This window comes from Acidimicrobiales bacterium (assembly GCA_040219515.1).
Taxonomy (GTDB): Bacteria; Actinomycetota; Acidimicrobiia; order Acidimicrobiales; family Aldehydirespiratoraceae; genus JAJRXC01.
The window spans coordinates 188,547-203,526 of record JAVJSI010000010.1; the positions used below are offsets into that span (position 1 = coordinate 188,547).

At 67.8% G+C, this 14,980-nt stretch carries 17 protein-coding genes; 14 read left to right on the forward strand and 3 right to left on the reverse strand.

Annotated elements, in window-relative coordinates:
* Position 1: 1 nt before the first annotated feature.
* The 8 genes from ccsA to RIB98_09360 all read left to right on the forward strand — a co-directional run bounded on the left by ccsA (position 2) and on the right by RIB98_09360 (position 7,868).
* Positions 2–760 carry a cytochrome c biogenesis protein CcsA gene (gene ccsA / locus RIB98_09325; GenBank protein MEQ8841172.1) on the forward strand — a complete coding sequence of 253 codons (759 nt, stop codon included), beginning with the start codon at positions 2–4 and terminating at the stop codon, positions 758–760.
* Complete coding sequence (locus RIB98_09330) at positions 757–906, forward strand: hypothetical protein (protein ID MEQ8841173.1); 150 nt, start codon at positions 757–759, stop codon at positions 904–906. Before ccsA ends, RIB98_09330 begins: the two co-directional genes overlap by 4 nt.
* Positions 903–1,448, forward strand: coding sequence for a cytochrome c maturation protein CcmE (locus tag RIB98_09335; protein ID MEQ8841174.1), 546 nt, complete (start codon positions 903–905; stop codon positions 1,446–1,448). Before RIB98_09330 ends, RIB98_09335 begins: the two co-directional genes overlap by 4 nt.
* Positions 1,445–3,451 (forward strand): heme lyase CcmF/NrfE family subunit, encoded by a 2,007-nt coding sequence (locus tag RIB98_09340; GenBank protein MEQ8841175.1) that lies wholly within the window; start codon positions 1,445–1,447, stop codon positions 3,449–3,451. Before RIB98_09335 ends, RIB98_09340 begins: the two co-directional genes overlap by 4 nt.
* A complete protein-coding gene (locus RIB98_09345) occupies positions 3,448–4,038 on the forward strand; it encodes a redoxin family protein (protein ID MEQ8841176.1) in 591 nt (196 codons plus the stop codon). Before RIB98_09340 ends, RIB98_09345 begins: the two co-directional genes overlap by 4 nt.
* The gene (locus RIB98_09350) at positions 4,035–4,499 is read left to right on the forward strand and encodes a cytochrome c-type biogenesis protein CcmH (GenBank protein MEQ8841177.1); all 465 of its coding nucleotides are present in this window, start codon (positions 4,035–4,037) and stop codon (positions 4,497–4,499) included. The genes RIB98_09345 and RIB98_09350 overlap by 4 nt, the downstream gene beginning before the upstream one ends.
* An 8-nt stretch (positions 4,500–4,507) precedes the next feature.
* Positions 4,508–5,623: a hypothetical protein gene (locus RIB98_09355; GenBank protein MEQ8841178.1), complete on the forward strand. Its 1,116-nt coding sequence runs from the start codon at positions 4,508–4,510 to the stop codon at positions 5,621–5,623.
* 88 nt (positions 5,624–5,711) lie between these two features.
* Entirely contained in the window at positions 5,712–7,868 is a 2,157-nt protein-coding gene (locus RIB98_09360; GenBank protein ID MEQ8841179.1) for a YceI family protein, read from the forward strand.
* 102 nt (positions 7,869–7,970) lie between these two features.
* Here the strand turns inward: RIB98_09360 and RIB98_09365 are convergent, their stop codons facing one another.
* Complete coding sequence (locus RIB98_09365; protein MEQ8841180.1) at positions 7,971–8,936, reverse strand: hypothetical protein; 966 nt, start codon at positions 8,934–8,936, stop codon at positions 7,971–7,973.
* A gap of 72 nt (positions 8,937–9,008) precedes the next feature.
* Here RIB98_09365 and RIB98_09370 point away from each other — a divergent pair, with 72 nt between their 5' ends.
* Complete coding sequence (locus RIB98_09370; GenBank protein ID MEQ8841181.1) at positions 9,009–10,181, forward strand: DUF3179 domain-containing protein; 1,173 nt, start codon at positions 9,009–9,011, stop codon at positions 10,179–10,181.
* 3 nt (positions 10,182–10,184) lie between these two features.
* On the opposite strand, the gene RIB98_09375 is transcribed toward RIB98_09370, so the two are convergent.
* Positions 10,185–10,649, reverse strand: coding sequence for a phosphoglycerate mutase family protein (locus RIB98_09375; GenBank protein ID MEQ8841182.1), 465 nt, complete (start codon positions 10,647–10,649; stop codon positions 10,185–10,187).
* Between the two features lie 60 nt (positions 10,650–10,709).
* On the opposite strand from RIB98_09375, the gene RIB98_09380 reads away from it, so the two are divergent.
* From RIB98_09380 to RIB98_09390, 3 genes are all read left to right on the forward strand, one after another.
* Entirely contained in the window at positions 10,710–11,327 is a 618-nt protein-coding gene (locus RIB98_09380) for a sulfite oxidase-like oxidoreductase (protein MEQ8841183.1), read from the forward strand.
* A gap of 109 nt (positions 11,328–11,436) precedes the next feature.
* Positions 11,437–11,934, forward strand: a complete 498-nt coding sequence (locus RIB98_09385; GenBank protein MEQ8841184.1) for a hypothetical protein — start codon at positions 11,437–11,439, stop codon at positions 11,932–11,934.
* Between the two features lie 8 nt (positions 11,935–11,942).
* Entirely contained in the window at positions 11,943–12,818 is an 876-nt protein-coding gene (locus tag RIB98_09390; protein MEQ8841185.1) for a putative capsular polysaccharide synthesis family protein, read from the forward strand.
* Here RIB98_09390 and RIB98_09395 read toward each other — a convergent pair.
* A complete protein-coding gene (locus RIB98_09395) occupies positions 12,808–13,542 on the reverse strand; it encodes a helix-turn-helix domain-containing protein (protein MEQ8841186.1) in 735 nt (244 codons plus the stop codon). The two genes, RIB98_09390 and RIB98_09395, sit on opposite strands and share 11 nt — an antisense overlap.
* Positions 13,543–13,559: 17 nt before the next feature.
* Here RIB98_09395 and RIB98_09400 point away from each other — a divergent pair, with 17 nt between their 5' ends.
* Positions 13,560–14,699: an Mrp/NBP35 family ATP-binding protein gene (locus RIB98_09400; protein MEQ8841187.1), complete on the forward strand. Its 1,140-nt coding sequence runs from the start codon at positions 13,560–13,562 to the stop codon at positions 14,697–14,699.
* 27 nt (positions 14,700–14,726) lie between these two features.
* The gene (locus tag RIB98_09405; GenBank protein ID MEQ8841188.1) at positions 14,727–14,954 is read left to right on the forward strand and encodes a DUF3107 domain-containing protein; all 228 of its coding nucleotides are present in this window, start codon (positions 14,727–14,729) and stop codon (positions 14,952–14,954) included.
* The last annotated feature ends 26 nt before the right edge of the window (positions 14,955–14,980 follow it).

Consider the following 14,980-nt stretch of genomic DNA (forward strand, 5'->3'; position numbering starts at 1 on the left):
GATGACACAGGAACTCCAACGCACCGGACCCCCGCACACGGGCAGTCGCACCACGCGCGTTCTCGGCATCGCGGTCATCGTCGGTCTTGCCGCCCTTTTCCTGCTCGGTTGGTTCGTGGCCCCCGAGGACGACGAACAGCAGGACGCCGTGCGCATGATCTTCGTCCACGTCCCGTCGGCCATTCTCACCTACGTCGCCTTTCTCACCACCGCCGTCGGCTCGGTCATGTGGCTCCTGCGTCGCTCCGTCTGGTGGGACACCGTGGCCGGCGCGGCGGCGGAGATCGGCGTCCTCTTCTGCGGCCTCACGCTCTTCACCGGCTCGATCTGGGGCCGACCCACCTGGAACACCTACTGGGACTGGGGCGATGTGCGCCTCGTCACCACCCTGATCCTGTTCCTGATGATGATCGGCTACCTGTCGGTGCGTTCGCTCGGTGGGCCCGAGACCGCCACGGCAACCCGCGCCGCGGTCGTCGGTGTGCTCGCTGCGGCACTCATGCCGATCATCAACCGCTCGGTCGAATGGTGGGAGAACAACACGCTCCACCAGAAGTCGTCGCTCACCGACGGCAAGCTCGAGGACATGACGCTGTTCACCCTGGTGCTCGGTCTCGTCGTGTGGGGCCTGTTCTTCGCCTGGGCGGTGATCCACCGATTCCGGATCAGCTGGCTCGAACGCCAGCTCCGGGTGGCCGACCTCGACCGGGCGCTCGTCGAACGACGGGCCGAAGGCGAACAGATGGGAGCGGACGCATGACGCATCTCGGATATCTCCTCGTGGGTTGGGGCGTCACGATCGGTGTCGGCCTCGCCTACACCGTGAGCCTGCTGCAACGCGGTCGGCGGTTGTCGACCCGCGTGCCGGCCGATCGTCGCCGTTGGATGCAGGCCGACGAGACATGACCGACACTCTCGCCCCACAGGCGCCTCGCGCCGGTCGCAGCCGCCAGCGGCGCTGGATTCCCGCGCTCATCGGCATCGCCGTGGTCATCGCCGTGATCGTGCTGGTCTGGCGCCTGTTCACCGGGGCGCTCTTCTTCTACAACGCCGACGAAGCGGTGGCGGAGCGGGCCGAACTGGGCGATGACCGCTTCACCCTCCAGGGCACGCCGGTCGGGTGCACCATCACCTCCGGCAACCAGGGGGAGGATGTCGTCACCGCGTTCACCGTCGCCTTCGATGGCGTGCTCGTCGATGTCGTTCATCGCGGTGAACCCGCGGAACTGTTCGAGGGCGGCACGCCGGTCGTTCTCGACGGCAGTTGGGTCGAGGGATCTCCCGGGGTCGACGGCTTCGCGGGGTTGGCCGCCGACGGTTGGTACTACTCGTCGGATCGCATGCGGGTGAAGCACGACGAGGACTACATCAACGACGAGGGCTATGACGAGCGCCTCGAGGAAAGCAACATCCAGGGGGAAGCCGCGGCTGAGGTCTGCTCGGTATGAGCAGCGCCGCCTTCGGTGCGGTCGTCGTCGCGCTCGGCGCCGCTGCGTCGTTGACCGGCATCGGTGTCGTCACCCTCGGTCTGTTCGGTCGACGACCGAACTGGTGGCGTGAGGCCCGTGCGCTCGTCTGGGTGATGGCCGCGATGGCTGCGCTCGCCATCATCTGGATGGAACGGGCGCTGATCAACCGTGACTTCACGATCGAGTTCGTTGCCAACCACGGCTCGCGTCAGACCTCGTCGATCTTCAACGTGGCCACCCTGTGGTCCGCGCTGGAGGGCTCGATCCTGCTCTGGACCTTCGTCCTCACCGGCTATGTCGCGGCCGTGGTCGTGAAGTTCCGCGACAAGCGGGACGACCCGATGATGGCGTGGGTGCTGCTCACCCTGTTCGTGGTCTGCGCCTTCTTCTTCCTGCTGATGGTGGGGCCGTCGAACCCGTTCCGCTCCTTCGATCCGCCGCCGGGCTACGACGGCCCGGGCCCCAACCCGCTGCTCCAGAGCCACATACTGATGGCGTTCCATCCGCCGATCCTCTACCTCGGCTTCGTCGGCTTCACCGTGCCGTTCGCATTCGCGATCGGTGCCCTGGTCACCGGGCGGGTGGGGGAGGGGTGGCTGCTCGCCACCCGGCGCTGGACCGTCATCGCCTGGGGTTTCCTCACCCTCGGCATCGTCCTCGGTGCGTGGTGGAGCTACGAGACGCTCGGTTGGGGTGGCTACTGGGCGTGGGACCCGGTCGAGAACGCGTCGTTCCTGCCGTGGCTCACCGGTACCGCCTTCATCCATTCGGTGATGGTGCAGGAGCGGCGTGGCATGTTGCGAGTGTGGAACCTGTCGCTGGTGGTCGCCACCTTCGCCCTCACGATCCTGGGCACCTTCCTCACCCGGTCCGGTGTGGTCGAGTCGGTCCACGCATTCTCGGAATCCTCCATCGGCCCGGCGTTGCTCGGCTTCTTCACGCTGATCGTGGTGGTCTCGCTCGGCCTCATCGCGTGGAGGGGCGATCAGTTGCGATCCCCGGGGCGGATCGATTCGCCGATCTCGCGTGAGGGCGCGTTCCTGGCCAACAACGTCCTGTTCGCCGCGTTCGCGTTCGTCGTTCTGCTGGGCACCGTCTTCCCGCTCGTCGTCGAAGCGGTCAACGACGATCGCATCTCGGTGGGCAACCCCTACTTCGACACCATGACGATGCCGATCGGGTTCACCCTGTTGTTCCTCATGGCCGTGGCCCCGGTGCTGCCCTGGCGCAAGGCGTCGTCGGGCGTGCTCGGCGACCGGCTCATCTGGCCGGCCTGGATCGGTGCCGGCGCAATGGTGCTGTCGGTGCTCGTCGGTGCTCGCGGGTGGGCGCCCACGCTCGCCTTCGGTCTCGGCGGATTCGCCGGGGGCGCGGCGCTGCGTCAGGTGGTACTGGCCACCCGGCGACAGGGTTGGCGCGGGCTCATCGGCCGCACCAACGGCGGCATGGTGGTCCACTTCGGTGTGGTGCTGATCGCCGTGGCGTTCGCGGCCAGCAACGCGTATGTCCGTCAGGACACCTTCCTGCTCGAACCCGGCCAGACCGCCACGTTCGCCGGCCATGAACTGACGTACGAGGGCGACGACTTCCGGGAGTTCCCAAACCGCACCGAGCGGCGGGTGGCCATCCGCATCGACGGAGGGCAGGTGTACGAACCCGGCATCGCCAACTACCCGTTCGCGGGCCGCAACATCGGCATCGCGTCCGTGCGATCGACCCTGTTCGACGATGTTGCGCTCTCGGTCGACAGCTTCCCCGACGACAGCGACGCCGTCGTCATCCGGGTGACGGTGCAGCCGCTGATCGTGTGGTTGTGGATCGGCGGCCTCATCATGGCCGTCGGCACCCTGCTCGCCGTCGTGCCGGGCAAACGCCGCAATCCGACCATGCCGGTGAGCGCCCCGCTGCCCGACCCTCACGACGACCCTGACGACGACCCTGACGACGACCCTGCCCAACGACCGCTCGAGGAGTTGGTGTGAGCGAGTCGACGACCCCCGAAGTCCCCCGCCGTGCGGTCTGGATCGTGGCCCCCGTTGCGCTGGTGATGGTGGTGTTCATCGCCCTGCTCGCCACCCGTGACTCGGGCGGTCCCGCGTTCGACAGTTTCGATCTCGAGGGCGAGGTGGCGCCGGCCATCGTGGGTACGACGATCGACGGCGACACGTTCGACCTCGACGATTACCGCGGCGGCTTCGTGATCGTGAACTTCTTCCAGACCACGTGCATCCCGTGCGTGCAGGAACATCCGGAACTCGTGTCGTTCCAGGAGGCCTACGGACCGTCGGGATTCGCCACCATCGTCTCGGTCGCCTTCGACGACCGTCCGGAGAACATCCGGGATTTCTTCACCGAGTACGGCGGTGACTGGCCGATCATCGCCACCGACACCGCATCGATCGCGGTGGACTACGGCGTGCCGCTGGTACCCGAGTCGGTGCTGATCGCCCCCGACGGTGAGGTCATCACCAAGCTCCTCGGTGGCATCCGGCGCGCCGAGCTCGAGGCGGTCATCCAGTCCTGGCAGGAAGAACAAACCGTCCTGGCCGAGCCGGAGGGCGACTCGTGACCCGCCGCCTCGCACTCTGGATCGCGATGGCCGTCGTCGCCACGTCGGCTCTTCTCTACGCCGCCATCGACGAGGGCGAGCCGCGCACCGACGCCGATCGGGCCTACGCGGTGTCGAAGACCATCGGTTGTCCCGTGTGCGACGGCCAGTCGGTGGCCGAGTCCAACGCCACGGTGGCCAAGAACATCCGGATCTCGATCGCCACGTGGATCGACGAGGGCCGCAGCGACGAGTTCATCCGCGCCGAACTTCGCGCCGCCTTCGGCGACGACGTCGACTACACGCCGTCGGCCGATGGCATCACGAGTCTCGTCTGGATCCTCCCGGTGGTGTTCGGGGCCGGTGCCCTGACCGGTCTGGCGATCGTCTTCCGCCGCTGGAAGCAGGAGGGCGATCTCGAGGCGAGCGAGGCCGACACCGCGCTGGTCGAGGCGGCCCGCGCCGCCTTGTCCGATGAATGAGTTGTCCGATGGCTGACCCCGCCGACTCGCACGCCGAGGAGCTGAGCTTCGTCCTGGCCTCTCTGGACGATCTCGAGGCCGAGCGTGCGGCCGGCGATCTCGACGATCACGACTACGCGGCGCTCAAGTCGGACTACACGACCCGCGCGGCCCGGTTGCTGCGAGCCGCCGAGGACAGTCGCCCGTCCGAGCCCGCGGCCGCGAGATCGTGGCGGCGAGTCGCGATGTGGACGGCGCTGGTGGTGATCGTGGCCGGACTGGCCGGCGTGCTGCTGGCCGACTACACGGGCAGCCGAGGCGACGGCACGGTCACCGGCGACATCCGCGAGACGGTACGCCAGCGCAAGTTCGAGGCCGGCCAGCTGCTTGGCACCGACCCCGAACGGGCGCTCGAGATCTACGACGGCGTCCTCGAGGACGCCCCCTCCGATGCCGAGGCCCTGGCCTACCGCGGCTGGCTCACCCGGCTGGGTGGCGACCCGGAGGCGGCGCAGCCGTTCGTCGAGGATGCCATCCTGGCCGACCCCGATTACCCCGATGCCCGGGTGTTCGGCGCGGCGATCGCACTCGACCTCGACGACATCGAGGCTGCGGAAGCCCACATCGACGCACTCGACGAGATCGATGTGCCACCGTTCATCGATCAGCTCGTACGCGGCCAGCTCCTGCGGGCGCGGCTCGTCGAGGTTCGTCTGCTGACCGGCGAGCCCGATGCGTTCGCCGCGTCGGGTCTCAGGGTGGCCGAGGTCGCCCGCGCCGCCGACGATCTTCTCGACGCCGGCGAGGTCACGCGGGGACTGGCTTTGCACGATGTGCTCATCAACGAGGCCCGAGACGACATCGACGTGCTCACCGAGGTCGGCTGGTTCCTGGCCCGCCTGGCGCTGGGCGGTGGCGACGAGGTCGCGTCCTCCCTGGACGCGGCGGACGACCTGTTGACCGAGGCGCTGGAAACCGATCCGGCTCACCCGCCCGCCCTCGTGTATCGCGCATTCGTGCGCTTCTGGTTGGCCGACGATGCGGGCGCCCGAGCCGACCTCGCGGCCTTCGACGCGGTCGATGCCGGCCGCGATGATCTCGAACTCCTGCTGACCGAGACCGGGTTGCGCGACGAGTTGTCCTGAGCCCGGCGCTCGGTGATCGCTGGTTACTCGCGAGTAGGAATCTGGCGTTTGATGTGCCAACCGGCACATGGTTCGCAATACTGACGTCATGGCACGCCTGCGCAAGCTCGATCTCGGCCGTCTCTCCATCCTGGCGGTGATACTTCTGGGCACGGTGGCCATGGTGACCAAGGACCAGTGGGACTGGGTCTTCGCGAGCGACGAGGCCGAGGAGCAGGGAGTGTCCGCCGAGACCATCGACGACGTCGACGACGCCACCGAACGGCTCTATCGCGTGGCGCCGAACAACGGTTCGCAGGTGAGCTACGCCGTCGAGGAACGGCTGGCGGGGAGTGAAGGCCAGGCCGTGGGCGTCACCACCGTGGTGGCCGGCGACATCGTCATCAACACCGAGGACCCGACCCAGAGCCGGATCGGCGAGGTCGTGGTCAATGTCGAGATGTTCGACTCCGACTCCAACCTGCGCGACAAGCGGCTGCGCCACGACTTCCTCGAGTCCAACCACTTCCCGTTCGCCCGGTTCGAGACCACGTCGATCGACGGGCTCGACGCCGAGTTCGCCGACGGCTCCACGTACGACATCGCCCTCACCGGCGACCTCACCGTCAAGGAGACGACGAGCGAGGAGACCTTCAGCGGTACGGTCACCGTCGACGGCGACCAGCTCACCGCCGACGTGTCGGCCGTCGTGCTCAGCTCCACCTACGGGGTCGGTCCGATCAACGTCGCCCGCCTCGCCCACACTGCCGACGAGGTCACGCTCTCGTTCTCGCTGGTCGCCGACCGGGTCGAGCTCGGCACCGACGCCGATCCGGATCTCGACACCGACGTGCCCGAGTTCGCGGTGGCCGGTGGCGCGTTCGCCGCCGAAGTCCAGCCGATCCTCGAACAGAACTGCGTGTCGTGCCACACCACGGGCGGGCCGGGATGGGAGACCCTCGCCTTCGACACCGCCGCCGATGCCGCCGAGATCGCCGACGACATCGCACTCGTCACCGAGATTCGATTCATGCCCCCGTGGCTGCCGGGCGGCGACAGCCCCGAGTTCGAACACTCCTGGGAGCTGACCGACGACGAGATCGCCACGCTCCGCACCTGGGCCGACGACGGTGGCGGACTCGACGTCCCCCCGGACACGCCACTGGTGGCCGGCGATCCGGCGATCATCCCGATCGAGGAGGACCAGATCATCGATCCTCGTGACGGCAAGTATCCGCCACTGCTCGACGATGCGGGCGAACCGGTGCTCAAGGACGACTATCGCTGCCAGGTCCACGAGGTCGCCGATCCCGAGGGCGACGGCACCTGGATCAAGGGCTATGAGTTCCGTCCCGACGTCACGACGGTCGTGCATCACTCCATCATCTACCTGGCGCCGCCCGAAGCCCTCGACGAGATCGCCGTGAAGTCAGCCGAGGACGACCGCCCCGGCTGGACCTGTTTCGGCACCTCGAACCTGCGCACCGATGGTGTGCGCAACATGGGTGGGTGGGCGCCCGGTCAGGCCCCCACCACGTACCCCGACGGTTACGGGCTCTTCATCCCGCCCGGCTACGTCGTGATCAACCAGACCCACTACCACTTCGACCACGCGGCCGAGGCCGACGGATCGCAGATCATCCTCGACGAGGCGACCGACCAGCAGATGGTGGGCATCACCTCCGTCGCCGGATCGAGCTACCTCACCCCGGCAGAAGTGCCGTGCACACCGGAGGAAGAGGCGATCGCGGCCGAACGTGAGGCGACGATCGATGGCTACCGCAACCTGTGCATCCGCGAGAACGTGCTCGAGGAGATCGGCGAGAAGTACGACGTCTTCGCCACGTTCATCCCCAACGCCCTGATTCTCGGTTGTGGCGGCACCGTCGACGACTACGACGACCTCGATGGCTCGATCGGCCACAGCTCCTGCGACATGCAGGCCCGCAACCCGGGCACGATCTACACCGTGCTCGGTCACATGCACGAGTTCGGCGACGCCTACAAGATGACGCTCAACCCCGACACGCCCGAGGAGATGGTGCTGCTCGACATCCCGAACTGGGACTTCGAATGGCAGCTCAACTACGACCTGGTCGAGGACGTCCGCATCGACCGCTCCGACGTGATCCGCTTCGAGTGCTGGTGGGATCGCACCCGCATGTACATGCCCGAACCCCGCTACATCACCTGGAACGAGGGCACCGTCGACGAGATGTGCTTCTCGTCCGTCTCCGTCCTCCCCGACAAACCCGACGCCGAGTAACCGTCCCTGCGGTGTCAGACACCTGTCCCTGCGGTGTCAGACACCTGTCCCTGCCGGAAGTTGGGACGGGTTGGGACGGGGGTCTGACCCCGGTGTCCCAACTCAGGGGAGGCGGTGGTGGGCGTCGCGCAAGAAGGCGAGCGCGTGGGCGACAGGGTCGTCGGCGGTCCGCAGTGCGGCGTAGGACATCGAGGCGCCGTTGAAATCGGTCTCGTTCCAGAACGGGTCGCTGCGGTCGACGTCGCCCCAGGCGCCGATGTAGAGGTAGGGCTCGGCGTGGCCGGCGTCGCCGGGCGATGCGCCATACGTCGCCCGCCCGCCGGTATCGGCGTCACCCATGGCGATCGCCGGGTCGAAGTGCCCGGGCCACAGCTGGGTGCGATCCACGTCGACGGCACCGTCCGTGAGCCGGAGTTCCTCGAGCACCGACCACGCGAAGCCGAACCATGCGGCGAGAAACTCGCCCGTGGCGTCCGTCGCGCCGAGATCGGTGTCGGGGTCGCCGAGCGGGGGAGAGTCGTGTTCCGCGGCGGTGGTGCCCGGCTCGAACCCGAGGAAGTCGCCTGCGGCCCGCAGCGTGGTGATGGCCGTGCTGTCGACCGTGTTGCCTCGCTGCCAGACCAACACGCCGTGCTCGACGCGTACCTGTTCGTCGTCGCCGAAGAACGGCGTACCGAACCCACCCCGCGTGAAACGGAGCCCGAACTTGGTGTTCGCCAATCGTCGGGCTTCGGCGACGACGCCGTAGGCGAGTCGGTGGTAGCCGTCGCGAGCGGCCGGGTATCCCGCAGGAACCGGTGGCAACGGGGGCCGGTTCGCCAGCCAGCGCTCGGCCGCCCACCCAGCGAGCTCCGGCCGCTGATCGACGATCTCGGCCCAGGTGATGTCGCCCCCGCTCGTCGGGGTGACCACGCGGGCGCCGCCGCCGTCACCGGCGAGCGCCGGGTCGTCGGCGAAGAACTCGGGATCGGTGTCGGCCGGGCGACCGGGCTCCAGCGTCCGTGCGACGAACCCGTCACCGAGCAACGCGTTCGCTTCGGCGGTGGGGCTGTGGGCGGTGATCGACATGTCGGCTCTCTCCCTGTCGCGAGGCCGGCTGGTGGTCGGGAAGTCGTGGCGGCACTCGTGGGTTCACACACCATGCCATCGTCTCGCCTCACCGCTGCGTTCGTCGGACTGGTCCTCGTCACGACCGCGTGCGGCGGTGACCCGGTTGTGGAGGTCGACGACGCGACGTTCGAGGTGGAGCAGATCGCGTCGACCGCACGCGAGGACGTGCCCTCGGGACTCGACGACGCACTCCAGCCCGGGCTACCCGAGCCGCTGGTCGACGTCGAGCGGATCGTGTCGGGCGGGCCCCCACCCGATGGGATCCCGCCGATCGACGAGCCGAGCTTCCAGCCCGCCGCGTCGGTGGACTGGCTCTCGCCCACCGAGGCCGTCATCGCGGTCGAGATCGGTGGAGAGGCCCGGGCCTACCCGGTCCAGATTCTGATCTGGCACGAGCTCGTCAACGACACGATCGGCGACACGCCGATCACCGTCTCGTACTGCCCGCTGTGCAATTCCGCGCTGGCGTACGACCGGCGACTCGGCGATCGCATCCTCGACTTCGGGACATCGGGCCGACTCTTCAACTCGTCGTTGGTCATGTACGACCGTCAGACCGAGAGCCTCTGGACCCATTTCGACGGCCGTGCCGTCGCCGGCGCGCTCACTGGTGCCGAGCTCGACACGTACCCGATCTCCACGGTGTCATGGGAGGACTTCCGGACGGCCCACCCGGACTCGCCGGTGCTCAGCCGCGACACCGGGTTCAGTCGTGACTACGGGCGGAATCCCTACGAGGGGTACGACGACGCCTCGACCCAGCCGTTCCTCTTCGACGGTGAGCTCGATGACCGTCTCGACGCCAAGACCCGTGTGGTGGTGGTGCGAGACGACGCCGGGCCCGCGGTCGTGCTCGAGCTCTCGACGCTGCTCGCCGACGGAGTCATCGAGTTCGAGGCGCACGATCGATCCCTTGTCGCGGTGCTCGACCCGGGCACGGCCAGCCCACTCGACGGCAGTGAGGTCGCCGCCGGCTATGACCAGGGTGCGGTCGGCGTGTTCGAGAACGAGCTCGACGGTGAGCGACTCGAGCTCGTCCGCGGCGACGAGGGTTTCCTCGACAGGCAGAGCGGCAGGACGTTCGACGTCTTCGGGAGGCAGGTCGGCGCGGGTCCCGCTCGTCTCGCGCCGGTCGAGCATCTCGACACTTTCTGGTTCGCGATCGCCGCGTTCGACCGCGACGCCGAGGTTCTCGCCGGCTGACGCTCAGGGTGCGGCGGTGTAGCGACCCCGGGTGATATCGCGGCCCCGCGTCTCGAGGGTCCAGATACTGCCCTTCTCGCAGCCCCGAGGACCGAGAACGGACATGCCCTCGCGCAGCAGCCGGTTCACCACCTCGGGGATCAGGTCGCCGTGGCTGCAGAGGATCAGGTCGTCCTCGGTATCCGCTTCGGCCCGTAGGAGCTCGAGCAGGTCGTTCGGCCGAGCCCCTTCGGTGAGTTCGGCCCGGGTCTCGACCTCGAGACCGTGGGCCGCGGCCGTTGCCGATACGGTGTCGACACAGCGCGTCGCACGCGACGACCAGACACCCCGCAGGCGGCAGTCGGCGAAGTGCGCGGCGATGGAGATCGCCTGCCGCCTTCCCCGATCGTCGAGCGGCCGCTCGAGGTCGTCGAGATTCCAACGACTGCGATCGAGCGCCGCGGCATGACGGACGAGGTAGAGGGTCACCGGATCCGGAGTGTAGGGCGGCGGTGCGACCCGACGCATGCTCGGGCAGACTCGATGCCGATGGGGTTCTTCGATCGAAACCGCAAGGCGCTGGAGGAGGCCGGCATCGACCCGGCCCGACTCCCGCCCGGCCAGTATCACACCGACCGGTTTCCGGTGCTCCAGGTCGGGTCACCCGCGACCTACGCCGAGGACCTGTCCGACTGGGATCTCCGGGTATTCGGTCGTGTCGCCGACGAGCTCGTGTTCACGTTCGCCGAGCTGACCGCGCTGGCCCCGGTCGAGGTGGTCACGGACATCCATTGCGTGACGAAGTGGTCGAAGTTCGACACCCGGTGGACGGGGGTGCGCATGCGTGACCTCTACGACATCGCCGGCGTCGATCAGTACGCAACCCATGTCGTGATGCACGGCGAGCACGGCTACTCGGCCAATCTTCCGATCGAGCACACGCTCGGCGACGACGCACTGGTCACATGGGCGTACGACGGCCAACCGATCGAGGTCGCGCACGGGTACCCCGTGCGCACCCTCGTGCCCCACCTCTACTTCTGGAAGTCGGTGAAGTGGCTGCGGGGCATCGAGCTGGTCGTCGGGGATCGGCCCGGCTTCTGGGAGCAGAACGGGTACCACGACCTGGGTGACCCGTTCGCCGAGCAGCGCTTTCGGGGCGATTGAGACGTCCGTCACAGAATGGGCCATCCGGCCCATGCGCCCGAGCCCTTCCGCCATTAGCAATGGGCTGAGTGGCGAAGGGCGTGAGTGGAGGAGGCGAAGGGCGATGGGCGTGGAACCCGTACCGACCGGGCGTACTGCGGTGGTGGTCGCCACGAACCTGGGTCTCATCGAATCCCTCGTGGAGTCGGCCGGCTACACGGTGGTGGGCGCAGCCGCCACCGCCGTCAACGGCGAGATGATCCTTCGACACTGGGTACAGAAGAATCGAGTGCCCGACGTGGTCGTCATCGAGAACGACCTCGTGGGCCCGAGCGGTTGGGCTTCCATGCCCAACCTGCGTACCGCGAGCCCCACAACCCAGGTTCTCCTGGTGGTCAATGAGGATTGGACTCCCCGTGACATGGGGTCGAGTGGTGCCTTCGCCGTCGTGACAAGGAGCCGGCTCGGCGAGCTGGTGACCGAGCTCGACGGCGTCGACCGGTGGATCGCCGATCAGGCCGCGACATCGATCGACAACGATCGTCGCCACGGCCGTGATCGGCGAATCCATCAGGACTGGGCCCAGGTCGGCTGGGAACGGCGCGCCGCACAGCGGCGTGCTGCATGATTGCGAGAGTGCAGCTTCACCACCTGACCCGCCGTCTCGAGCAGTATCCCCGTCTTCATGAGCAGGTGATGGCGCTCGAAGGCTGGCGTCTCGCCCGCCGGCTCGATCTGCTCGCGGTCCGCGGCGGTGAAGCCGTGATCGTTTTCCAGATGGGCAAGGTCGGTTCGACGTCGGTTGCGTCGTCGTTTCCCACCGGGCGGCATCCGGTGTCGGTCCAGACGCACCACCTCCACCGGCCGCGCGTCGAGGCGGCGAAGGAATGGTCGCGCGCCAGGGGACTGCCGGTGCGGGCCCACTTCTTCCACGCCGACGCGGTGGCCCGTCGCGTGGTCGACAGAGGACGTCCGTTCAAGCTGATCACACTCGTGCGCGAACCGGTGGGGCGTTCGGTGTCGAACTTCTTCCACAACTTCGAGCGCTTCGTGGGCGTGCCGTTGACCGATTCGACACACACCACCGAGGAGCTCGTGCAACTGCTGGTGGAGCACGAGAAGCAGTTCGACGAATCGCGATGGTTCCAGCGCGAGTTCGAGCCGGCGCTGGGCATCGACCTCTATGCCCATCCGTTCCCGCACGACGAAGGGGTGCAACGACTCCGGGCCGGCCGAGGCGAGAGGGGCGAGGTACTCGTGCTGCGGCTCGAGACCTCCGACGACGACAAGGAGGCCGCCATCGCGGCATTCCTCGGCGAGACCGACTTCCGGTTGGCGAGCGCCAACGTCGGTGCCGAGAAGGACTATGGCGCGGTGTACGAGCGCTTCCGAAGTGCCGCCGTGCTCCCGGAGGCGTTTCTCGACCGGAAGCTCGGGAGCATCTACGCAACCCACTTCTACTCGGCGGCGGAGCGCGACGAGGTACGGAGGCGGTGGTCCGTCAGAGAGTGACGTGGGTGACGCAGATGTCGTCGCCCTTGGACTTCGACGACCCTGTGTCGGCCCCGGCGGGCCCATGGAGCGAGCCGAGCATTCCTCGCACGATGCCGCGATCGACGGCGCAGATGACGGGATGTTCGACCACGGCATCACCGAACGGGCAGTTCTGGGCGACGATCTGGTACTCGTCGCCGTCGGACTCGGCCCGGGCCGCGAAGCCGTGGGCGGAGAGGGCATCGGCGACGGCGTGGAGCGCACCCTGGTAGGAGCGGTGGGTCTCCGACGGATCGATGGCCGCGGCCATCGCCTTGCCGTACTCGATGCCGACTTCCTCGGCCATCAGCTCGGCGGCTTCGGCGGGGAGCAGCGCGAGCGCTCGACCCAAGAGGGACACGAGGATGTCATCGTGACGGATCGAGACCTCGAGACGGACGTGGGGGCTCGTGGCCCGGTACCGCTTCGACGGACGGCCCACGCCGCCGGACGGTTTGGCCAGGTCGATCTCGAGATATCCGCCGGCCGCGAGCTTGTCGAGATGGTGCCGCGCGACGTTGGCGTGGAGTTCGAAACGCCTCGCCGCGTCGCTTGCGGTGATGCCCGCATCGCTCTCGTGGGCGAAGAGATAGATCTCTCGGCGGGTCGGATCACCGAACGCGGTGGTGATCGCCGTGACCGCCGAGGCGAACTCGGTCGGGCTCAGTTCGCCGAGCGCCGACTGCGGGGAAGCTTCATCCACGCCGGTATTCTACCGGCATGACCGTCACCGAGGCCGAGCTCATCGACGCGCTGCGCCCCGTGCAGGATCCGGAGCTCCATCGCAGCATCGTGGACCTGGGCATGGTGCGGTCCACCACGATCGACGGCGCCCACGTCGAGATCGGCATCGATCTCACCATTGCCGGGTGTCCGCTGCGCAACGAGATCCAGACGACCGTCACCGATGCCGTCACCGCGCTCGACGGTGTGAACCTCGTCACGATCGACTTCGGTGTCATGTCCGACGAGCAGCGCGCCGCGGTGCGCGAGATGCTCCACGGCGACCCGGCCGCGACGGCTGGTTCACAACCTGCTCACGGTCACGCCGAAGGTCGGGCGATTCCATTCGCACAGGCCGGCAACCGCACCCGAACCCTGCTCATCGCCTCGGGCAAGGGCGGCGTGGGCAAATCTTCGGTCACCGCCAACCTCGGCATCGCCCTGGCCCAGCGTGGGCACAAGGTCGCCGTGGTCGACGCCGACGTGTGGGGCTTCTCGATCCCGCGCATGCTGGGTGTGGCCCATGCTCCCACCGTCATCGACGACATGATCATCCCGCCCGAGACCCACGGCGTGCGCTGCATCTCGATGGGGTTCTTCGCCAAGGAGGATCAGCCGGTCATCTGGCGTGGACCCATGCTCCACAAGGCGCTCGAGCAGTTCCTCACCGACGTCTTCTGGGACGACCCCGACTTCCTGCTCGTCGACCTGCCGCCCGGCACCGGCGACATCTCGTTGTCGCTGGCCCAGTTCCTCCCGACGGCCGAGGCCTATGTGGTCACCACGCCCAACCCGGCGGCCCAGCGGGTGGCCCAGCGGTCCGCCTTCATGTTCGATCAGGTCAACATCGAGGTGAAGGGCGTCATCGAGAACATGTCCTGGTTCACCGGCGACGACGACAAGCGCTACTACCTGTTCGGCGCGGGCGGCGGTGCCGAACTCGCCAACCGCCTCGAGGTCGACCTCATCGGCCAGGTGCCGATGACCATCGCGCTGCGCGAAGGCTCCGATCAGGGTGAGCCGGTCATGGCGGTCGATCCGACCAACGAGTCGTCGCTGGTGTTCGTCGAGATGGCAGAGTGGATCGAAGCGCACAAGCCGTCGAAGCGCACCCACCCCGAACTCAAGATCAACTGATCCGAATTCCGAGAGAAAGAGCCTGCTGTGGACGTCCGTATCGGTGTCACCGACCATCCCCGTGAGATCGGCGTCCGCCTGCCCGACGACGCTGATCGGGCAGCCGTGAGGGCAGAGATCGAGTCCGCGCTGAGCGGCTCGTCATCCACCCTGTGGCTGACCGACGAGAAGGGCGGCGAGGTCGGCATTCCGTCCGCGAAGCTCGCCTTCGTCGAGATCGGTCCGGAGGGCGGCAGCCCCATCGGCTTCGGCTGACCCGGGGCGACGTCGTCGGTCACCAA